Origin of the sequence: Pseudomonas sp. NPDC086112 (genome assembly GCF_044746425.1) — a bacterium.
Taxonomy (GTDB): domain Bacteria; phylum Pseudomonadota; class Gammaproteobacteria; order Pseudomonadales; family Pseudomonadaceae; genus Aquipseudomonas.
On the sequence record NZ_JBIVCD010000011.1, the window covers coordinates 113,420 to 132,996 of the forward strand.

Below are 19,577 nucleotides of genomic sequence, written 5' to 3' on the forward strand. Positions count from 1 at the left end.
GAGCTAGGTCGACAGACGCTTGCGTCCCTGTTCTTGATGTTGTTTGGTCACTCGTCAATCAAGCTTTTGCTCGACCTTGAGCCACGCGGGAGGGCAACACGAAAAGGAACTGGGCTAAAGCTAGGGCAAAATCGATTCCCTTCTGCGCATCAGCCTCGTCAGGAAGCGCCGCTTCTTCATCTGCATGGCGTTGGTCATTCGCGTCAAGTCGAACTTCGTGCGCCCATTCGGCCATTTCTGCAGTAATTAGGTGTTCAGCGGATGCTTGGTCGATGCGCTTATACAGCGTTCCCGTTTTCAGACCTTTTTCCTTGAGCATCGAGTCTACGGCCGAGGCGGTAAGCATCACGGCGCCTGCGGGGGCATGAATGCTGGCAATAGCTTGCTCAAGGAAGGTTCTCGCACGCTCTGGGATTGCATTGTGCACGGTGCGAGGGGTAGGCCAAATTTCGACGATACGACCAAACTTTCTGAGGGTGTTATCCCAGTGAGAGACCGTCAGTGTCATTCCGCCACAGCTTTGGCAGACATACGACACCCAAAACCGTCTTTGGGTCTGACTGCTGTTGTTGGTTTCTGAGGATGAGGTACGGAACAAATTTGGTAGGGCGATCTCGCAATGCGGGCATCGGGGGAGAGGGAGGTGCTGGTCTTGCTGCATATCCGGGCTCCCGGGAGTCCTTGTTACGAACAAAGGCCCGCAATCAAACGGCCCCCAATACGGCCCCCAGAGGGTGGCGGTAAAGGATGGACAGCGCTGCAGGCCTTGGAAATAGTGGAGCGGGTGAAGGGAATCGAACCCTCGTTATCAGCTTGGGAAGCTGGAGTAATGCCATTATACGACACCCGCTCAGAGCGGCTGACTTTGTACCAGATGTGCGCGTGAAAATGAAGTTTTTCTTTGCGCGCGATGGCTTTAGCACGGGTGAAACGAAAGCATCGATCGCGTAGCGGTCATTCGCGGGCAAGCCTCGCTCCTACAGGAATGCGTTTAACGCTGCAGGGCTGAGCTTGCTCGCGATGACTCTGTTTCAGATTGCCAATGCATGGTGGTCCTGGACGTAGTGGTAACGCGGTCGGCTTTCTTGTTGCGTCGGTTTCAGAAAGCCCAGCAGTGCGTTGCGGCTGTCTCGGCAGGCGGCTTTGTGCTCCATGTCGAGAAAGTGGCCGGTGGCCTGCAGGGTGCTGAAGGTGCTGTGCTGCACGTGACCGGCGAACAGCTTTGCATCGGCGGCGGCGGTGTACTCGTCCCATTCGCCGTTCATGAACAGCACCGGCACGTTGATTTTCTTCGCCGCGTTCAGGTAGCACTGGCGGTCGCTGTTGAGCACGTCGCTGATGTGAAAATGCATCTGCCCGTATTCATGCTCGGCCAACGAACTGACGTGACGGTAGTTGAAGCGCTTGAACAGCGAGGGCAGGTGTTTGCCGATGGTGCTGTTCACCAAGTCACCGACCCGGTTACCGTCCCGGCTGCCGAGATAATCGACACCGCGCTCAAGGTAGTCGAGCATGTGCGCGTTGACCACCGGCGAGAACGAGCTGATCACGGCCTTTTCGATGCGCCGTGGCTGTTGGGCCAAGGCGACGAGCGTGGCGGCGCCACCAAAGGAAAACGACAGCACGTGTTCGGCGGCGAAGTGGTCGATCAGCTCAAGGAGGATCTGCCCTTCGATTTCCTTGGTGAGCATTTTCTCATGCAGGTTGTGAGCCTTGGACTTGCCCGCGTAGGGCTGGTCGTAGCACACCACATTGAACTCTGGGTAAAGGTTTTTCACGGTCTGTGCAAACGACGCAGTCGTGGACATCGATCCGTTGACCAGAATAATGGTCTTCTCTGCGGCGTCTGCGCGATAGAACTCCGTGTAAACCCGATACTGACCTTGTATATCCAGCACAGCGATTTCTGGCCTCATGACATAAGACTCCTGGCAAGCGGGTATGCGCGCAAATCAGATTGCACGAGCTTTGTGACAGGTAGGCATACGCCTGGAATTTTGAAGGCCCATGTCGATCCATTGCACGCTGGTCGACGGGTATTGTTATAAGCGGGCAGTTTGCCGGGGGAAGGCGGAACCTGAGGGTTCTCTGCCGGCAAAAAGTTTCTTAGAGTAGTTTTGTGACTCGTCGGTCACGTTTCGCGCCGACGTCCTGATTCAAGCAGGGGTCACGTCATCGCGCAAGTATCTTTCGCAAAATTTTCAGCGGCTTCTGCTGAGCGGTCGCCTGCTTAGATCATTCGGATCTCATCGCTGCTCAACGGCCGGTATTCGCCGGGCTTCAATGTGTCGTCGAGCACCAGCGGACCCATGCATTCGCGGTGCAGGCGCAACACCTTGTTGTCGAAGTGGCCGAACATCCGTTTAACCTGATGATAGCGGCCCTCGACGATGCTCAGGCGCGCAGATTTTGGCCCGAGTACGACCAGTTCGGCCGGTTGAGTGGTGAGGTCTTCGAAGGCGAAATACAGCCCTTTGGCGAAGGTGATCGCGTATTCGGCAGTGATGTCCTGCTCGGTCTCGACGTAGTAGACCTTGGGCAGTTTGGTCTGCGGTTGGGTCAGGCGTCGCGACCAGCTGCCATCGTTGGTGATCAGCATCAGGCCGGTGGTGTTGAAATCCAGGCGACCGGCGATGTGCAGGTCATCCTTGTCTGGTTCATCGAACAGGTCTAGCACGGTCGGGTGTTGCGGGTCGCGGGTGGCACTGACGCAACCGGGTGGTTTGTGCAGCATGAAGTAGCGGGCCGGCTTGCCAACTTGCAGCACCTCGTCGTCGACTTCCACTCGGCTGAACTCGAGCACCTCGGCGTGGGGGTCGCTGACGACTTCTCCGTCGACCCTGACGCGCTTTTCCACCAGCAACAGGCGTACCTGCTTACGGTTGAAGCGGGGCAGGTTGCTGAGGAAGCGGTCAACGCGCATGGCTAGGGTTCGGTGGGGGGATTCGGTGGGAGAGCGCCGCGCATCTTACGTGATCGGCTCGGCGGCTGCTTGCAACTGCATCTCGACCTGGGCGCAGGACGGGCACAGGCAGGACTTGTCGCGCAATTCGGTGGGCAGCGCCTGAAGTACCGCCGGATCGATGCTGACGCCGTAGCACCAGCAGGCACGATCGACGGTTCGCGGGTCAGCCAGGCTGCAGTCGTTGGAGGCGCCGCAGGCTGGGCAGAGGTCAGGTTTATTCATGAAGGGGCATTCGATTACGGCCGGTTTTGCCTGGCCCGAGACCGCGCATGATCGGCCGGCAAGCACTCCTGCGCAAGCCGGCGATCCTGGAAATCAACGCCGATCGTTCAGATACGCACGCCACCCGCCCAAATGACTGATATCCACCGCCCCCTCCAAGCCATAGGGCTCACAGATAAACCCGCTCTCCCAACGCCCATCCGCCAGTTGTACCTTGCCCAACCCCAGCGGTGCCGGAATAGCGGTCAGGAACGAGCCCAACTCACTGCTCGGCAACTCCCACACTTCCACCGCAATCGCCGCGCCACCTTCCTTCACTCGGACCATGCCCGGGCGATAGGGTGGGCCGCCGGCCAGGGCATACAGCCGATAGTCGGGGGAACTGTGAGTGGCTTCGAGCAAACGGGCTCCACGCAGCTGGAGTTGCCAGTTCAGCGCCAGCCCATCCAGGTGCGCGCCGCAGACCACCAGCCGTGCGCGATCATTGCGTGCAATGTTCGTCGGCGCAGGCGCGGCCAAGCCTTGCTGACGTTGCAAGGCATCCGCCACGCTCAACAGATACTGATCGGTAAACGTCCGTCCGAACAACGTCACGCCCCATGGCAAACCATTGCCCATGAATCCGCTGGGCACGGCGACGGCGGCGTAATCGAGCAGGTTCATGAAGTTGGTGTAGTAGCCCAGTTCCGAGTTACGCAGCACCGGTTCGGTCGTAAGCTCCGCCAGTGTCACCGGGCGGCCGATGGTTGGCGTGACCACGCAATCAAGGCCTTCCAGAGCTTTGTCGCACAACGCTTTCAAAGCCTGCAGACGGTATTGGGCGCGGAAGGTTTGCACGCCGGTCACCGCTGGAGCCTTGGCCAATACGGCGCGAATCACCGGCAGCACGGCTTGAGGATGTTGCTCCATCAACTCGCCGGCCACGCTGTAACGCTCCGCCACCCACGGCCCTTCGTAGAGCAACCGCGCCGCTTCAAGAAACGGCGACAAATCCAGTTCGACCGCTTCGCCGCCCAAGGCTTTGAGCTGGTCGATGGCGTCGCCGAACAGCAACGGGCCTTCAGGGCAGCCGAAGAACGCCAGATCCCGCGCACGGGGTACGCCGAAACGAAATGGACGCGGTGTGCCGAAGGCTGAGCCGTCATTCCACAGCGGATTACTGCGGCTGTATTCGTCCCGTGGATCGAGATGAGCGGTGAGCGCCAGCAACTGACTGGCTTCCCGGGCCGTGGCCGTGAAGGTCGTGACGCAATCGAGCGTTCGACAGGCCGCAACCACACCAGCCGTGGAGATCAGCCCTTTGCTGGCTTTCAAGCCAACCAGGTTATTCAGTGCCGCCGGTACGCGGCCGGAACCTGCCGTGTCTGTGCCCAGGGAAAAACTCGCCACGCCGAGTGCCACCGCCAATGAAGATCCGGCGCTGGAACCGCCCGACGGATACTCCGGTAACACGCTGTTCGGGCAAGCGCCATACGGCGAGCGGCTGCCATTGAGGCCAGTGGCGAACTGGTCGAGATTGGTCTTGCCCAACGGAATCGCACCCAGCGCCAGCAGTTGCTCGACGATGGTTGCCGAACGTTCCGGCACATAGGCAAACGCCGGGCACGCTGCTGTGGTGGGAATGCCCGCCAGGTCGATGTTGTCCTTGATCGCGAACGGCACGCCGTACAGCGGCAGGCTGCCTGGGTCATGACCGTCGAGTGCGGCGAGGTACGGTTCCAGTTCCAGGGCGCTGAGCAAATGGATGAACAGGTGATAATCCGGGTTCAGTGCCGCGGCTTTTTCCCGCAGGCTCAGTAGCAGTTGCCGAGGCGTAGTGCTGCCGTCACGGTAAGCGTCGCGCAGGGCGTCGAGTTGCAGATTGATGTTCATGGCGTTAATCCTTTTTCAATGGCTTGAGTCGAGTTCCAGCACCACCACACGCTGCCCGGCGCGCACCGCCGAACCTGGTTGCGCGCGAATCTCCCGTACCACGCCCGCCATGGGCGCGAGCAGCGGGATTTCCATCTTCATCGACTCCAGAATCACCAGCACATCCCCCGCCGCGACCCGGCTGCCAGCCTGCACCTGAACCTGCCAGAGGTTGCCGGCGATGTGGCTATCGACGCTCTGTTGACCGTCGGCCAGCGGTGCCTCTTCAGTCACTTCCGGGGCCAGCTCTTCGCTGTCGAAATGCGCCTGGCCGCTGGTGATCCAGCGTTCTCGCTCGGCGTTGAACGCGCTTTTTTGCTGATCCCGAAATGCCGCGATGCTCTGGGCTTCTTTCGCCAAAAACGCCTGGTAATCCGCCAGATTCAGCTGACTGTGTTCGATGTTCAGATCAAAGCGCCCAAGCGGGAAATCCCGACGAATGCGCAACAGTTCATCGGCGCGCACCGGGTAGAACCGGATCTGGTCGAAGAAGCGCAGCAGCCACGGCTTGCCATCGAATGCCGCAACCTCACGGTAGCGGTTCCACATCTGCAAGGTGCGGCCGACGAACTGATAACCACCCGGGCCTTCCATGCCGTACACGCACATGTAGGCGCCGCCGATGCCTACCGAGTTTTCCGCGGTCCAGGTGCGGGCCGGGTTGTACTTGGTCGTCACCAGGCGATGCCGAGGATCGAGCGGGGTGGCGACCGGTGCGCCGAGGTAGACATCGCCCAGCCCCATCACCAGATAGCTGGCGTCGAACACGGTGCGCTGCACTTCGTCGAGGTTCGGCAGGTCGTTGATGCGGCGGATGAACTCCAGATTGCTCGGGCACCAGGGCGCGTCCTTGCGTACGGTGGTCATGTACTTCTCGATCGCCAATTGGCAGGCCGGGTCATCCCAGGACAGGGGCAGATGGACGATGCGCGTGGGCACTTGCAGGTTCTTGGCGGCACACACGGCGTCCCATTCACCGGCGACAATGCCCAGCAGATCGGCCAGCGGCAGCTGTTCGGGTTGGTAGTGCACCTGCAGTGAGCGAATGCCCGGCGTCAGGTCGATCACGCCGTGCAGGTTTTTGCTTTCCAGCGCCTGCATCAGCGCGTGGGCTCGGAAGCGCAGGACCAGGTCCAGTTCGGGGGCACCGATTTCCAATAACAAATGGGTGTCGCCCGACAGACGTGCAACCAGCTGCGTATTCCCCTGACCCAAATCCAACACCACAGGCGACACAATCCCCTGTGGGAGCGGGCTTGCTCGCGAAGGGGCCAGATCAGGCACCACATCAACTTCTTCGTGAGCAAGCCCACTCCCACATTGATCCCATTTCAGGGCGAGGTTGCGGGCGGTCCTGAGATCGACCGGCAAAAACTGAACCTTATCCCCAGCCTTGAGCTGCCCCAGCTGCCAAAGGTCCGCCTCGATCACCGTCACCGGGCAGACAAACCCGCCCAAGCTCGGGCCGTCCGGCCCCAGAATCACTGGCATGTCCCCCGTGAAATCCACCGCGCCAATGGCGTACGGATTGTCATGAATATTCGACGGATGTAATCCCGCTTCACCACCGTCGGCCCGCACCCACTCCGGCTTCGGCCCGATCAGCCGCACGCCGGTGCGGCTGGAGTTGAAATGCACTTCCCATTGCGTGGCGAAGAAGGTGCCGATGTAGTTTTCGGTGAAATATTCCGGGGCGCCGTGAGGGCCGTAGATCACCCGAATCTGCCGCACGGCGGGCAACTCGGTAACGTGCTGGATCGCCAGGTGTTGCCCGGCGCTGTGGTCGCTCAAGGCCGGAATATGCAATACGTCCCCAGCACGCAATGCACGACCGGCATGGCCACCAAACTGGCCGAGGGTGAAGGTACTTTTGCTACCCAGATAATCCGGCACTTGCACGCCGCCGCGCAGGCACAGATAGCTGCGCGCGCCTGCGCCGCCAATGGTGCCGAGGCTCAAAGTGGCACCGGCGGGAATCAACAGTGCAGTATTCATCGGCACTACTTCACCGTTCAGCATCAACGGAATCACCGCACCCGTAACGGCCACCACCGCCTCACAATTGAAACGCAGCAGCGGCCCGCTCATGGTGATTTCCAGCGCCGCTGCACCTTGATCGTTACCCAGCAAGCGATTGCCCAGACGCAGTGCCCGGCTGTCCATCGGCCCCGATGGCGGCACGCCCACCGCCCAGTAACCGAGGCGTCCCGGATAGTCCTGAACGCTGGTCTGCGTGCCGGCGCTGAGCACTTCAAGGGTGTTGGCTTGATAGACCAGGCCTTCCAGGCAACGGGTCCACGGCTGGCCGCTGGCAAAAGGCGTATCGAGTAGAATCTGCCGCAAATAATCGCGGTTGGTTTCCACCCCGTACAGCAGGCTGTCGCCCAGAGCCTGATGCAGATCGGCGCGTGCTGCTTCGCGAGTCGGCGCCCAGCTGATGACCTTGGCGATCATCGGATCGAAGTACGGCGGGATCTCGCAACCGGCCTCGACCCAAGTGTCGATGCGCAGGTGTTTGCCATCGGTAACCGGGAAATTGACGGCAGTGAGCAGACCGGGACTCGGCTGGAAATCCCGACCCGGATCTTCGGCATAGAGTCGTGCCTGAATCGCATGACCGTCGGCTTTCAATCCCTGACTCAACTCGCGCAGCGGCGGCAAATCACCGGCTGCCAGTTCCACCATCCAGCGCACCAGATCCACGCCCCACACTTGTTCGGTGACGCCGTGCTCCACCTGCAAACGGGTATTCACTTCAAGAAAATAGAAACGCTGGGCATCGCTGTCGAAGACGAACTCAACAGTGCCCGCGCTGCGGTAATTCACCGCTTTGGCCAGTTTGATGGCCGCTGCACAGAGTTCCTCGGCCATGCCCTCGGGCAGGTTCGGCGCCGGGGTTTCTTCGAGGACTTTCTGGTTGCGTCGCTGCACTGAGCAGTCGCGTACGCCGAGGGCAAGCACCTCGCCCTGGCCGTCGCCGAAGACCTGCACTTCCAGATGCCGGGCACGCTGGATGTACTTCTCGATGAACACGCCGGCGTCGCTGAAATTGTTCTGACCAAGGCGTTTGACGGTTTCGAAGGATTCGCTCAATTCGCTGGCGCTGCGGCACACGCGCATACCGATCCCGCCACCGCCGGCGGTGCTTTTGAGCATCACCGGGTAGCCGACCTGTTCGCCTGCTATCAACGCTGCATCGAGGCTATCGAGCAGCTCGGTGCCTTCGAGCATTGGCACGCCGTGTTGCTTGGCCAGGGCGCGGGCGGTGTGCTTGAGGCCGAACACCCGCAATTGCTCCGGTGTGGGGCCGATGAAGGCGATGTCGGCCGCTTCGCAGGCTTGGGCGAATGCGGCATTTTCCGAGAGAAAACCGTAACCGGGATGAATCGCCGTGGCGCCACTGGATTTAGCGATGGCGAGGATTTTGTCGACCGCCAGATAAGTGCCAGCGGCCGCGCCTTCACCGAGGCTGTGGGATTCAAAGGCTTGCAGGATGTGCAGGCTGGCGGCATCGGCTTCGGAGTAAACCGCGACACCCTTGACCTGCAATTCACCCAAGGTACGCAAGATGCGACAGGCAATGGCGCCGCGGTTGGCAATGAGGACTTTTTCGAACATGGCATAACCCCCGGAGGCGATAAAGCATCAGCCTCGACCTGGGATGCGGGCCGTCCCGCAGTTTTTCGATAGGCGCTGAGGTCGTCCTCGGCGGCAGAATCAGTTCACTTAAAAACACCACCGACTCCCTGTGGGAGCGGGCTTGCTCGCGAAAGCGGAGTGTCAGTCGACATCAATGCTGGATGTGACGGCCCCTTCGCGAGCAAGCCCGCTCCCACATTTGGGTTGTGGTGTTTTTACTTTTTGATGCACTGCCCGGAGCGGGCCTGGCACAAGACAAACAACCACCGCCGCAAACGCGAAAATTTCAGTTCCATACCAGCAGCTCCGCAGGCGTCGGGTTGTAGGCGTTGCACGGATTGTTCAGTTGCGGGCAGTTGGAGATCAGCACGATCACGTCCATCTCGGCCCGCAGGTCGACGTATTTGCCCGGCGCCGAAATCCCGTCTTCGAAGGTCAGGCCACCGTCGGCCGTCACCGGCACGTTCATGAAGAAGTTGATGTTCGGCCCGATGTCTCCCTTGCCCAGCCGACCATCGTGGGCACAGGCGCGCAGGTAGTTGTCGCGGCAGCTGTGCATGTAGCGTTTCTCCAGCGCATAACGCACGGAGTTGCTCTCTTGGGCGCAGGCACCGCCGAGGGTGTCGTGACGCCCGCAAGTGTCGGCGACGATGGTCAACATCGGTTTGCCGAGGTTGGAATAGAGCACGCTGCCGGTGCTCAGGTAGACGCTGTTCTGCCGACGCAACGTGCGCTGTACGTCATAGCGCTCCTTGGGATTGGCGAGGCTGTAGAACAACGTGTCGACGGCCTGATTGCCTTCCAGGTCGAGGATGCGCAAGGTCTGGCCGGCCTTGACCTCCATCACCCAGGGTTCGCCGGCGGGGATGGTGGCGCTGTAGATCGCGGTTTCTGGTTGTCTGTTTGTAGTAACGGCAGCGGTGGCGATAGCGAGTGACATGGCAGCGATCCTCAGGCGAACAGACGGTCGGTGTTGATGAAGCCGCGCTCGTTTTCCGGGCGCGAGGTGCGGCAGTGTTCGGCGACACTCGCATCGGCGTTCATCCAGCTGAGCTTCAGCGGTTTGGGTGCGTACTCAGGCGCCGGATCCATCGGATGTTGCAGCGCGGTGAGCACCACCAGGGTGTCCATCGGCGCGTACAACTCGATGTAGTCACCGGCCTTGGAATGGCCTTCGACGAAGTGGAAATGCCCGGCCCCATCGACGTTCACGCGGCTGAACAGGTTGAGGGTCATCAGCAGGTCGGACAGGCCCAACCCCCATTTGCCCAATTCCACCAACAGGTTGTCGGTGCCGTTGCGGAAGAAGCCGTTACGCAGTTCCTGATAGCGGCCCGCGCCGTACTTTTGCGCGACCTCTTCAGCGCACAGCACGCCGCCGAGGCTGTCGCTCCAGCCGCAGGTGTCGGCAGTGATTGCCGCCAATACGCGGCCCATGTCCGAGTACAGGCAATGGCCAGTGGTGAGCTTGGCGGTGTGTTGGCATTTGAGGCTGTCGGGCAGGTTCAGGCGTTCGGTTTTTTCGTTGGCGTTGAGTAGCGTCAGACTGACATTGGCACCGCCGCGCAGGTCGGTCAGGCGCAGTAATTGGCCGCGTTTCAGAACGAAAGAACGATGGCCGCCGCCGGGGAGCATTTCTTCGGCGAAGGGCGGGAACAGCTGGGTCGAATCAGTCATGTGTAAATTCCTCTAAGCGATGCGAAGCGAACCTGCCAACGGAGCCGGCAGGGCGTCGACGGCGGCGCGATGGGCGCGGCGGTCGCTGTTCAAAGGGATGTCGTAGGTGATGCGTGCGCCATAGGCGCCGGGGGCGTGCGGATCGATGCGGACCTTGTCGAACACCAGCAAACGGGTGCCGAGGCTGAAACCTTCCGACAGGTCATGGGTGACCATGAACACTGTCAGCTGGGTCTCGCGCCACAGTTCCAGCAGCAAGCCGTGCATGTCCTTGCGGATGCCCGGATCGAGCGCGCCGAAGGGTTCGTCGAGCAACAGCACGCGCGGCTTCATGATCAGCGCCTGGGCAATCGCCAAGCGTTGTTGCATACCGCCGGAGAGCTGCGCCGGGTACTTGTCCAGCGAGTGACCGAGGCCGACTTTGTGCAGCAACACTGAGGCTTGTTCGCGTGCGTCTTTTTTAGCGCTGCCAAACAAGCGCCCAAGTAGTGGTGAACGCGGCAGTTCGAGGCCGAGGGCGACGTTGTCCAGCACCGTTAAATGCGGGAACACCGAGTAGCGCTGGAATACCACGCCACGGCTGGCATCCGGTTCGCTGGCCAGGGCCTGGCCGTCCAACAGAATCTCGCCGCGACTGGCCCGTTCCTGGCCCAGCAGTAGCCGCAGGAAAGTCGATTTGCCGCAACCTGACGCGCCGACCAAGGTGCAGAACTCACCCTCGTTGACGCTCAGGTTCAGCCCTTCGAGCACTACCTGATCGGCGTATTGCTGCCAGACGTTTTGCACCGTGATGAAGCTCATACCCGCGCTCCTTCATACCAAGGAAAAGCACGCTGGGTCAGGCGTTTCAGGCCCCAGTCCATCAGCCAGGCAAGCAGGGTAATCCACACGACATAGGGCAGGATCACGTCCATCGCCAGGTAGCGACGCACCAGGAAAATCCGGTAGCCGAGACCATCGGTGGAGGCGATGGCTTCGGCAGCGATCAGGAACAACCACGCCGAACCCAGCATCAGTCGCAGCGAGATCAACAGGCGCGGTAACAATTGCGGCAGCACCACGCGCAGCATCAAGGTCCAGGTCGAAGCGCCAAGCGTCTGCGCCTTGATCAGCAACTCGACGGGAATTTCCCGGGCGCGCTGTTCCAGGTCCCGGGCCAGGCACGGGGTGATACCGATCACGATCAGCATCACTTTCGACAACTCCCCCAGCCCGAACACGATGAACAGAATCGGCAGGATCGCCAGTGGCGGCACCATCGACAGCACCGTGAGTACCGGCGACAAAGGTGCGCCGAACAGCGGCAGGGTTCCGGCGGCGATGCCCAGGCACAGCCCGGCCAATGCACTGATGCCGAGGCCGATGGCCAGCCGTCGCAGGCTGGCGGCGCTGTCTTGCCAGAGCAGGTATTCACCGGTGCGGGTGTCGGCGGTGAAGGCCAGGCGTTTCACCGCGTCGGTCATCTGCACGGCACTGGGCAGCAGTTTGTCGTTGGGGTTGTCCATCAGCCGATCGGCCGAGCCCATGAAGTAGGCAAACAACACCAGGGCGAACGGCAGGATCACCAACAGCAGGCGACTCGGGCGATCCGGGTGGCGATTGATCAGGCGCATGGCCTAGTCCTCCGTTGTTACAACGTGGAGTCGGCAGCCATCTGCACATAGCTCGGGTCGAAGCGCAGCTTGAGGTTGGTCTTGTCGCCGCTGGTCACGCCATTGGCGAAGGCCATGCCGATGGCACTGGTGTCCTTGGCGCCTTCACCCAGCAAGCCGTGTTGAAAGGAGAACTCGGCGACCTTGCGCATGGTGTCGGGCAGTTGCTTGCTGGTGGAAAACGCCAAGGCTTCCTGGGGGGTGGCGAACAGCTTGGTGGTGTCGAGTTGCGCCTGGAAACCGGCCAGATCGGTGCCCGAAGCTTTGGCCATGTGTTCGAGAGCGGCTTTGCTGGCTGCGTTTTTGGCGTTCATCAATTCCACCACTTCAAACCAGGCGCCGGTCAGCGCTTTGCCCAAGGCCGGGTTGTCTTTGAGGGTGGCGCTGTTGACCACCATCATGTCCATGATTTCGCCGGGAACCTGGCTTGAGTTGAAGACTTCGGTCACGCCGGGCTTGGCCTTGATGTCCGAGAGCATCGGGTTCCAGGTGGTGACGGCGTTGACCTGGGCGGTGTTGAAGGCGGCCGAGATGTCGGCGTCGGAGGTGTTGACCACTTTCAGGTCTTTCTCGGTGAGATCTACCGAATCCAGAGCACGGGCCAACAGGTAATGGGAGACAGAGAGCTCAACCAGATTGACGTCCATACCCTTGAGGTCGGCGACTTTCTTGCCTTCGCCTTTGAGCACGATGCCGTCGTTGCCATTGGAGAAGTCGCTGACGATCAGTGCTGTGCTGTCGACGCCACCGGCAGCCGGAATGGTCAGCGCATCCATGTTGGTCATGGTGCAGCCGTCAAACTGGCCGGCGGTGTATTGGTTGATGGATTCGACGTAATCGTTGAGCTGCACCACATCGATTTTGATGCCGTACTTTTTCGCCCATTTGTCGACGATGCCTTGGCTGCCTGCATATTCCCAGGGCATCCAGCCGGCATAAATAGTCCAGCAGACGCTGAAATGGTCTTTCTGTGCGGCTTGGGACGAGACGCTCACGAGGGCTGCAAAAGCAGCGGCAAGCAGGGTGGGTAAACGAAGTCGGGACATGGGATGGTTCTCCAGTTGATCAAGGGCGGACAGGAAGGCAGCGGCACCGCGAACGGTGGCTTGTCTCCCGGGCTTTTGTCCCGCCGTGTAACCTCAACTGGAGGTCGCCAACTCTCGGACCAGCCACTCGCCTAAGCGAGCCGGAACCCTAGTCAGCCATTGCAAATTGTGGTGCCGCGAACCTGTGATGACTCCTGCACGCCTTTGGTTAAGCGAGAGCCGTGCCAACTCGGCTTGAACCCTCTGGGTGGGGGCATGTAGGGAAGGGGGCGGATAAAGGGGGCGTGCGCCTTGCCTTGTCATGGTGCGTTGGCGCGCAACCGTGCACCGTAGATGGACGGGCTGGCCGCTGATCTGAAGGCTGATACCGTTTGGCACTCGGTGCAGGTTTGAAAGTCAAAACAGGTGTGAGTCGACTGCTGTTGCAGGTCTTTCAGGAGGCCTCCATGTTCTGTCAAAAAAAGCTCCGCCAAATGTTGCTCAGCATGTTTTTTGGTTTGGGCCTGTCCGGCTGTTACTACTATGCAGGTGGCGGTGATATTTATCCGACACCCTATTACTATCCCGGCTATTACTACTCACCTTACTACTACGGCGGCCCGCGTTTTTACGGCGGCTATCGTTACTATTATTTCAGTGGTCCCCGTCATTACCATCACGGCGGGCACTATCGCGGGCACCGTTGATCAGCTCATGAATGCAACGGCGCGTCCGGCTACCCGGACGCGCCGTTTTCTTGTGTGAAAGATGAAGAACCTTTCATCGGCTACTTGTTTCAACGTGTTACAGGAACGCACCAGATTCCGAATTCACTGTCTGATCTTTCGACAGTTGTGAACAATTGACTGTCGCCTGCCAGCGTCGCTGGTATGGCTCACTCGCGGTCCAGGAGGCCGCCATGCTCTGTCAAAAAAAGCTCCACCAAATTCTGCTGATTGCTCTATTGGGATTGTTTCTTGGTGCGTGCGTACCCTATTCCGACGGAGGAGACAGCTACTACCGTTCCGAGGTTTACACGTCCCCAGCGCCGTATTACTCCGGTGGCGGGTCTTACTACTCCGATAGCCGTTACTATTCCGCCCCGAGCAGGTATTACTCACCGCCTGCACGGTATTACCAACCAACGCCGCGTTATTACCACCAGCCGCGGGTTTATCAATCGGCACCGCGCTATTACGACTACCGCGGCTATCAGAATCGTGGATGGGACCGTCATGACCGTAGGGGCTGGGATGGCCGTCACCGCAGCGGTCGGGGTGATGACTATCGAGGCCACAGCAGGTCGGATCATCGTGGCGGTAGGGGCGATCACCGTGATGGCGATCGGGATGGCCGTGGCAATCGCTGGTAAACACTCAATAAAAAAGCGGCGCATGAAGCGCCGCTTTTTTTGTGCCTGAATTTTCAGTATTCCGATAAATCCGCCAGAGGATGCCGTCCTTCCCAGACCTTATGGAAATGCGCCTCCACCGCCGCCTCCGGCACAGTATTGATGTCCGGCCAGTGCCAATGAGGTTTCTGGTCCTTGTCGATCAACCGCGCCCGCACACCTTCGCTGAACTCCGGATGACGGCAGCAATTGAGGCTCATGGTGTATTCCATCTGAAAGACTTGAGCCAACGAAAGATGCCGGGCGCGAACGATCTGTTCCCACACCAGATGAGCGGTCAGGGGCGAGCCTTCAGCCATGGTTTTGGCGGCACGACCGAGCAGCGGGTCGGAATGATCGCGCAGCGCACTGATGGCCTTCCAGGCGCAACGAACGTCGCTGACATCCAGCAGTTCGTCGATCAGCTCGCGTCGAGGCAGCCACTGCGCCTCGGGCAGCTGCGTGATCGCTTCCTGCTGCAAGGCCTTGAGCAGGCTGTTGAGCTGCATGGCTGTCTGTTCCTGCCAGTTCAATTGCAGCAAACCTTCGATCAGCTCATGCTGTTGATCATCGCGCAGGAAGCGGTCGGCGAGGTCCAGATCGATCGCATCGCGACCGTTCATCTGGGCGCCGGTCAGGCCGAGAAACAATCCGAGCTTGCCGGGCAACCGCGACAGAAACCAACTGGCGCCGACGTCCGGGTACAAGCCGATGCCGATCTCCGGCATCGCCAGCCGGCTGCTTGGCGTGACGATCCGAATGCTCGCCCCTTGCAGCAGCCCCATGCCACCGCCCAGCACGTAACCATGACCCCAGCAGATCAGCGGTTTCGGGTAGGTGTGCAGGTTGAAGTCGAGGCGATATTCTGCCGCAAAGAAGTGTGCAGCCAAGGGCGGCACTTCGCCGGGAAGGGCGCGACACGCCTCCACCAGACTGCGTACTTCCCCGCCGGCGCAAAAAGCTTTAGTGCCATTGCCGCGCAGCAGCACGCAAACGATCTGTGGCTCCTTGGCCCAGGCGTCCAGTTGATCGCGCAGGGCGTTGATCATCGGCAAGGAGAGGGCGTTGAGGGATTTTTCGGCATCCAGGCTGGCGATGCCGATGCGTGCGCCGTCGGTGCCGGTGAGTTCTTCGAAGTGCAGATTCATCGTGACCTCGATCGGTAAATTGAGCGTTTAGTATGATCGCTCTATAGGAAAGTGCCGGATCTGCGTCAGATCAATTGACAAGCGTGATGGGCTTTCCTAGGGTTCGCCCCATTGTTTTTGCCGGATGTAACCATGACTGCTGACGACCGTATCAAACTCGAACCGAGCTGGAAGGAGGCACTGCGTGCCGAATTCGACCAGCCTTACATGGCAGAGTTGCGCACATTCCTGCAACAGGAGCGCGCGGCGGGCAAAGAGATCTATCCTCCCGGACCAATGATCTTCAACGCGCTCAATTCCACGCCGCTGGACAAGGTCAAAGTGGTCATCCTCGGTCAGGACCCTTATCACGGCCCGGGTCAGGCCCATGGGTTGTGCTTCTCGGTGCAACCTGGCGTGCCGGCACCGCCATCGCTGGTGAACATCTATAAAGAGTTGAAGCGCGACCTGAACATCGACATTCCCAATCACGGCTATCTGCAGAGTTGGGCAGAGCAGGGCGTGTTGATGCTCAACACCACCATGACCGTGGAACGCGCGAATGCCAACGCCCATGCGGGCAAGGGCTGGCAATATTTTACCGACCGGATTATTGAAGTGGTCAGCGAACATCAACCACATTTGGTATTCCTGCTGTGGGGGGCGCATGCCCAGAGCAAGCAGAAACTCATCGACGCCACCAAACACCTGGTGCTGACCTCGGTCCACCCCTCGCCGTTGTCCGCCTATCGCGGTTTCCTCGGCTGCGGGCACTTCAGCCGGGCGAACAAGTTTCTGGAACAGAATGGCGAGACGCCGATCGAGTGGCGATTGCCGTCGGTCTGAAGATTGCCTTCGCGGGCAAGCCTCGCTCCTACAGATTTTGTGCCGGACGCAAACCCGCGACTAGCCGAAATCCTGTAGGAGCGAGGCTTGCCCGCGAAGAAGGCGACTCGGTCTATCAGGGACAATCCGGCTCCCGGTTCCAATACCGAAACAACGGCTCCGCCAGAAACAATACAAACAACAACCGCATCACCTGCATCGCCGTCACCAACGGTACCGACAATTGCAGGGTTTCTGCCGTCAAACTCATCTCGGCGATCCCGCCGGGCATCATGCCCAAGGTCAGTGAGCGCAGATCCAGCTGAGTCAGTGCACTCAAACCCAATGCCGCCAGGGTCGCGATCAACATGGTCAACACCGTGCCGAGCAGGGTTCGGCCCATGAAGGACGGCGCCCGCCGGAAGAACTGCCGATTGAAGTGACACCCCAACCCGCTGCCAATCAGCCACTGGCCAATCTGACTGCCGCCATTGGGCAGACCGATGTGCAGGTCCCAGGCAATGCTCACCGTCGCAGTCACCAGCAACGGTCCGAACAGCCAGGGATTGGGTTGTCGCAGCCGCTCCCAGATCCAGGCGGCAAGGGCGCCCGCCGGAAACAGAATGGCCAGCCACCACCAATTGATGGTCGTTGGATGCAAGACCGGCGCACCGTCGCCCAACAGATACTTGAACGCCGCCGGCACACACAACACCACCACCAACACCCGCAAACTTTGCCCCGCCGCGACACGGCTGAGCACCGCGCCGTTGCGGGCGCCAAGGTTGACCATTTCGCCGGAGCCACCGGGCATGCTGGAAAAGAATGCGGTGGCGCGATCTTCCCCGGTGCGCCGCATCAACCAGACCCCGACCACCGCGGACAGGCTGGTGACCAACGCACCGAAGAAGATCAGACCGAAGTGGCTCAACACCTGCTCCATCACCACCGGGGTGAAGTGCAGGCCGATGCCGATGCCGACGATCCACTGGCCGCACTTGCGCCCGCCCGGGATTTCCGCCAATTGCCAGGGAGTCAGGCAGCGCACCAGGATGATCGCCAGCAACGAGCCGACCATCCACGGTAGCGGCCAGCCGATCTGGCTGGCGAGGTAACCGCCCAGCAGACCGACCAGCGGTGTTCCCCACCAGCTTTTGAACGGGGTGCGATCAGACATCGGCGATAGCGCGCCGGGCGACCGAACGTTTGCGCCAGATGCGCAGCAGCGGCATCAGCAACATGATTGCAGTCAACACCCAGCAACCGAATGTGATCGGGCTCGACCAGAGGATTTCCAGCGCACCGTTGGAAATCGACAGGGCACGACGCAGGTTTTGCTCCATCAGACCTCCAAGGATGAAACCCAGCAGTACCGGCGACAACGGGAAGTCCAGCTTGCGAAGGATGTAGCCGAAGATACCGATGCCGATCATCAGGAACAGGTCGAACGTGGTGGCATGCACCGCGTAGACACCGATCCCGGTGATGATCGCGATCACCGGCACCAGCGCCCAGTTTGGCACGGCGAGGATGCGGGTAAAGATGCGGATCATCGGAATGTTGAGGATCACCAGCATCACGTTGGCGACGAACAACGACGCGATCAGCCCCCAGACGATGTCCGGTTGCTGCTGGAACAACAGCGGGCCAGGGGTGATGTTGTACAGCGACAGCGCGCCGATCATCACCGCCGTGGTGCCCGAACCCGGAACCCCGAGGGTCAGCATTGGCACCAGTGCACCGCAGGCGGCGCCGCCGATGGCGGTTTCCGGCGCCGCGAGACCGCGCATATCGCCTTGTCCGAACGTGCCCTTGGCGCCGGCAATACGTTTCTCGGTCATGTAGGCCACAGCGCTGGCCAATGTCGCGCCGGCACCCGGCAACACGCCCATGATGAAGCCCAGCAAACCGCAACGGATGTTCACCACGAACACCGCCGAGGCTTCCTTGAAGTTGAACATCATGCGCCCGGTGGCTTTCACCGCTTCCTGGCCGCGGTGGGTTTTTTCCAGCAGCAGGAGGATTTCGCTGATGGAGAACAGGCCCAATACCAGCACGACAAACTGAATGCCGTCCGTCAGGTGAATGTTATCCCCGGTGAAACGGTATACGCCGCTGTTGGCGTCGATCCCGACGCTGGACAGAAACAGACCGATCAGCGCTGCAATGAAGGTCTTGAGCGGTCGGTCGCCGGCCATGCCGCCGAGACAGACAATCGCAAACACCATCAGCACGAAATACTCCGCCGGGCCGAAGGCAATCGCCCATTTCGCCAGCAGCGGGGCGAACAGCACCATGCCGCACGTCGCAATGAATGCACCGATGAACGAGCTCCACGCCGACAGCGACAGCGCTACACCGGCCAGGCCTTTGCGGGCCATCGGATAACCGTCGAGGGTGGTCATCACGGTGGAGGCTTCGCCCGGAATGTTCAGCAGGATCGAGCTGATCCGGCCGCCATACTCGCAACCCAGGTACACCGCCGCCAACAGGATCAACGCCGACTCCGGTGGCAGGCCGAGGGCGAATGCGATCGGAATCAGCAACGCCACGCCGTTGATCGGGCCCAGCCCCGGCAACAGACCGACGACGGTACCGATCAGGGTGCCGCACAGCGCGGTCACGAGATTGTATGGGGTCAGCGCGACGCCGAAGCCCTGACCCAAATAGCCTAGAGTATCCATATCAGTTCTCCAGAACGTCGAGCACGCCCAGCGGCAGTGGCACGTCCATCAACTTGTCGAACAGCAGATAAAGACCGATGGCCATCAGGCTGATGATCACCGCACTGGGCAGCCAGCGGCCGCCATACAGGCGTGCCATCGGGATCCCGATCAGAATGCTGGCGACGATGAAACCAAGAGGTTCGAAGGTCCCGGCGAACACCAGCAACAGCAGCACGCAAATGCCGATTTTGATCAGGGTTTCGCGGTCCAGTTTCGGGTCATCGTCGCTGTGCACGATCGGCGCCGGTCGAAACACCATGTACAGCAAAGCCAGGCCCATCAGGCCGAGCATCAACAGAGGGAAGGCCCGAGGCCCGACCGGTTCGTAGGAAAAAGCCGCTTGATACGGCCACGCCATCAGGGCCAGGCCAATACAGGCCAGCAACAGCACCGAAGCGAAAATGCGTTGTATGAGCAT

Annotated in this window: 18 protein-coding genes, 1 tRNA gene and 1 riboswitch; of the genes, 3 read left to right on the forward strand and 16 right to left on the reverse strand. The window is 60.4% G+C overall.

Annotation, left to right across the window (positions count from 1 at the left end; all coding sequences use genetic code 11):
* Positions 1 to 58: 58 nt before the first annotated feature.
* The 12 genes from ACIPLA_RS10900 to ACIPLA_RS10955 form a co-directional block, all read right to left on the reverse strand.
* Positions 59 to 661 carry a DUF4145 domain-containing protein gene (locus ACIPLA_RS10900; RefSeq protein ID WP_401173132.1) on the reverse strand — a complete coding sequence of 201 codons (603 nt, stop codon included), beginning with the start codon at positions 659 to 661 and terminating at the stop codon, positions 59 to 61.
* A 115-nt stretch (positions 662 to 776) separates the two neighbouring features.
* Positions 777 to 850 (reverse strand) — tRNA-Gly (locus tag ACIPLA_RS10905).
* A gap of 181 nt (positions 851 to 1,031) precedes the next feature.
* On the reverse strand, positions 1,032 to 1,916 hold the full coding sequence (locus tag ACIPLA_RS10910) for an alpha/beta fold hydrolase (RefSeq protein WP_123499126.1): 885 nt from the start codon (positions 1,914 to 1,916) through the stop codon (positions 1,032 to 1,034).
* Between the two features lie 314 nt (positions 1,917 to 2,230).
* Positions 2,231 to 2,923 carry a pseudouridine synthase gene (locus ACIPLA_RS10915; RefSeq protein ID WP_401173133.1) on the reverse strand — a complete coding sequence of 231 codons (693 nt, stop codon included), beginning with the start codon at positions 2,921 to 2,923 and terminating at the stop codon, positions 2,231 to 2,233.
* 45 nt (positions 2,924 to 2,968) lie between these two features.
* A complete protein-coding gene (locus tag ACIPLA_RS10920) occupies positions 2,969 to 3,187 on the reverse strand; it encodes a cysteine-rich CWC family protein (RefSeq protein WP_123499122.1) in 219 nt (72 codons plus the stop codon).
* 93 nt (positions 3,188 to 3,280) lie between these two features.
* Positions 3,281 to 5,059 carry an allophanate hydrolase gene (gene atzF, locus ACIPLA_RS10925; RefSeq protein ID WP_401173134.1) on the reverse strand — a complete coding sequence of 593 codons (1,779 nt, stop codon included), beginning with the start codon at positions 5,057 to 5,059 and terminating at the stop codon, positions 3,281 to 3,283.
* A gap of 15 nt (positions 5,060 to 5,074) precedes the next feature.
* The gene (uca, locus tag ACIPLA_RS10930; RefSeq protein WP_401173135.1) at positions 5,075 to 8,716 is read right to left on the reverse strand and encodes an urea carboxylase; all 3,642 of its coding nucleotides are present in this window, start codon (positions 8,714 to 8,716) and stop codon (positions 5,075 to 5,077) included.
* 307 nt (positions 8,717 to 9,023) lie between these two features.
* The gene (locus tag ACIPLA_RS10935; RefSeq protein WP_401173136.1) at positions 9,024 to 9,677 is read right to left on the reverse strand and encodes an urea amidolyase associated protein UAAP2; all 654 of its coding nucleotides are present in this window, start codon (positions 9,675 to 9,677) and stop codon (positions 9,024 to 9,026) included.
* Positions 9,678 to 9,688: 11 nt separating this feature from the next.
* Positions 9,689 to 10,414 carry an urea amidolyase associated protein UAAP1 gene (locus tag ACIPLA_RS10940; protein ID WP_192344347.1) on the reverse strand — a complete coding sequence of 242 codons (726 nt, stop codon included), beginning with the start codon at positions 10,412 to 10,414 and terminating at the stop codon, positions 9,689 to 9,691.
* A 12-nt stretch (positions 10,415 to 10,426) separates the two neighbouring features.
* Entirely contained in the window at positions 10,427 to 11,215 is a 789-nt protein-coding gene (locus ACIPLA_RS10945; protein WP_401173137.1) for an ABC transporter ATP-binding protein, read from the reverse strand.
* Complete coding sequence (locus ACIPLA_RS10950; RefSeq protein WP_401173138.1) at positions 11,212 to 12,027, reverse strand: ABC transporter permease; 816 nt, start codon at positions 12,025 to 12,027, stop codon at positions 11,212 to 11,214. The genes ACIPLA_RS10945 and ACIPLA_RS10950 overlap by 4 nt, the downstream gene beginning before the upstream one ends.
* 17 nt (positions 12,028 to 12,044) lie before the next feature.
* The gene (locus ACIPLA_RS10955) at positions 12,045 to 13,112 is read right to left on the reverse strand and encodes a putative urea ABC transporter substrate-binding protein (protein ID WP_218398211.1); all 1,068 of its coding nucleotides are present in this window, start codon (positions 13,110 to 13,112) and stop codon (positions 12,045 to 12,047) included.
* Positions 13,113 to 13,174: 62 nt separating this feature from the next.
* Positions 13,175 to 13,275, reverse strand: a riboswitch (guanidine-I (ykkC/yxkD leader).
* Positions 13,276 to 13,558: 283 nt separating this feature from the next.
* Here ACIPLA_RS10955 and ACIPLA_RS10960 point away from each other — a divergent pair.
* Together ACIPLA_RS10960 and ACIPLA_RS10965 are read left to right on the forward strand one after the other, a co-directional pair.
* Positions 13,559 to 13,798, forward strand: coding sequence for a hypothetical protein (locus tag ACIPLA_RS10960; protein ID WP_401173151.1), 240 nt, complete (start codon positions 13,559 to 13,561; stop codon positions 13,796 to 13,798).
* A 212-nt stretch (positions 13,799 to 14,010) separates the two neighbouring features.
* Entirely contained in the window at positions 14,011 to 14,463 is a 453-nt protein-coding gene (locus ACIPLA_RS10965) for a hypothetical protein (protein WP_225603452.1), read from the forward strand.
* 53 nt (positions 14,464 to 14,516) lie between these two features.
* Here the strand turns inward: ACIPLA_RS10965 and ACIPLA_RS10970 are convergent, their stop codons facing one another.
* A complete protein-coding gene (locus ACIPLA_RS10970; RefSeq protein ID WP_401173139.1) occupies positions 14,517 to 15,629 on the reverse strand; it encodes an enoyl-CoA hydratase/isomerase family protein in 1,113 nt (370 codons plus the stop codon).
* Positions 15,630 to 15,761: 132 nt separating this feature from the next.
* On the opposite strand from ACIPLA_RS10970, the gene ung reads away from it, so the two are divergent.
* The gene (ung, locus tag ACIPLA_RS10975) at positions 15,762 to 16,454 is read left to right on the forward strand and encodes a uracil-DNA glycosylase (RefSeq protein WP_008074486.1); all 693 of its coding nucleotides are present in this window, start codon (positions 15,762 to 15,764) and stop codon (positions 16,452 to 16,454) included.
* Positions 16,455 to 16,569: 115 nt separating this feature from the next.
* On the opposite strand, the gene ACIPLA_RS10980 is transcribed toward ung, so the two are convergent.
* From ACIPLA_RS10980 to ACIPLA_RS10990, 3 genes are read right to left on the reverse strand one after another with little or no spacing between them, the layout of a single operon-like run.
* A complete protein-coding gene (locus ACIPLA_RS10980) occupies positions 16,570 to 17,610 on the reverse strand; it encodes an AbrB family transcriptional regulator (RefSeq protein ID WP_401173140.1) in 1,041 nt (346 codons plus the stop codon).
* Positions 17,603 to 19,117, reverse strand: coding sequence for a tripartite tricarboxylate transporter permease (locus tag ACIPLA_RS10985; RefSeq protein ID WP_192344354.1), 1,515 nt, complete (start codon positions 19,115 to 19,117; stop codon positions 17,603 to 17,605). The genes ACIPLA_RS10980 and ACIPLA_RS10985 overlap by 8 nt, the downstream gene beginning before the upstream one ends.
* 1 nt (position 19,118) lies before the next feature.
* The gene (locus ACIPLA_RS10990) at positions 19,119 to 19,577 is read right to left on the reverse strand and encodes a tripartite tricarboxylate transporter TctB family protein (protein WP_401173141.1); all 459 of its coding nucleotides are present in this window, start codon (positions 19,575 to 19,577) and stop codon (positions 19,119 to 19,121) included.

Excerpts from the sequence above, each read along its gene's own strand:
- ACIPLA_RS10900 (WP_401173132.1), bottom strand. The coding sequence starts at position 661 with ATGCAGCAAGACCAGCACCTCCCTCTCCCCCGATGCCCGCATTGCGAG.
- ACIPLA_RS10910 (WP_123499126.1), bottom strand. The coding sequence starts at position 1,916 with ATGAGGCCAGAAATCGCTGTGCTGGATATACAAGGTCAGTATCGGGTT.
- ACIPLA_RS10915 (WP_401173133.1), bottom strand. The coding sequence starts at position 2,923 with ATGCGCGTTGACCGCTTCCTCAGCAACCTGCCCCGCTTCAACCGTAAG.
- ACIPLA_RS10920 (WP_123499122.1), bottom strand. The coding sequence starts at position 3,187 with ATGAATAAACCTGACCTCTGCCCAGCCTGCGGCGCCTCCAACGACTGC.
- atzF (WP_401173134.1), bottom strand. The coding sequence starts at position 5,059 with ATGAACATCAATCTGCAACTCGACGCCCTGCGCGACGCTTACCGTGAC.
- uca (WP_401173135.1), bottom strand. The coding sequence starts at position 8,716 with ATGTTCGAAAAAGTCCTCATTGCCAACCGCGGCGCCATTGCCTGTCGC.
- ACIPLA_RS10935 (WP_401173136.1), bottom strand. The coding sequence starts at position 9,677 with ATGTCACTCGCTATCGCCACCGCTGCCGTTACTACAAACAGACAACCA.
- ACIPLA_RS10940 (WP_192344347.1), bottom strand. The coding sequence starts at position 10,414 with ATGACTGATTCGACCCAGCTGTTCCCGCCCTTCGCCGAAGAAATGCTC.
- ACIPLA_RS10945 (WP_401173137.1), bottom strand. The coding sequence starts at position 11,215 with ATGAGCTTCATCACGGTGCAAAACGTCTGGCAGCAATACGCCGATCAG.
- ACIPLA_RS10950 (WP_401173138.1), bottom strand. The coding sequence starts at position 12,027 with ATGCGCCTGATCAATCGCCACCCGGATCGCCCGAGTCGCCTGCTGTTG.
- ACIPLA_RS10955 (WP_218398211.1), bottom strand. The coding sequence starts at position 13,112 with ATGTCCCGACTTCGTTTACCCACCCTGCTTGCCGCTGCTTTTGCAGCC.
- ACIPLA_RS10960 (WP_401173151.1), top strand. The coding sequence starts at position 13,559 with ATGTTCTGTCAAAAAAAGCTCCGCCAAATGTTGCTCAGCATGTTTTTT.
- ACIPLA_RS10965 (WP_225603452.1), top strand. The coding sequence starts at position 14,011 with ATGCTCTGTCAAAAAAAGCTCCACCAAATTCTGCTGATTGCTCTATTG.
- ACIPLA_RS10970 (WP_401173139.1), bottom strand. The coding sequence starts at position 15,629 with ATGAATCTGCACTTCGAAGAACTCACCGGCACCGACGGCGCACGCATC.
- ung (WP_008074486.1), top strand. The coding sequence starts at position 15,762 with ATGACTGCTGACGACCGTATCAAACTCGAACCGAGCTGGAAGGAGGCA.
- ACIPLA_RS10980 (WP_401173140.1), bottom strand. The coding sequence starts at position 17,610 with ATGTCTGATCGCACCCCGTTCAAAAGCTGGTGGGGAACACCGCTGGTC.
- ACIPLA_RS10985 (WP_192344354.1), bottom strand. The coding sequence starts at position 19,117 with ATGGATACTCTAGGCTATTTGGGTCAGGGCTTCGGCGTCGCGCTGACC.
- ACIPLA_RS10990 (WP_401173141.1), bottom strand. The coding sequence starts at position 19,577 with ATGCTCATACAACGCATTTTCGCTTCGGTGCTGTTGCTGGCCTGTATT.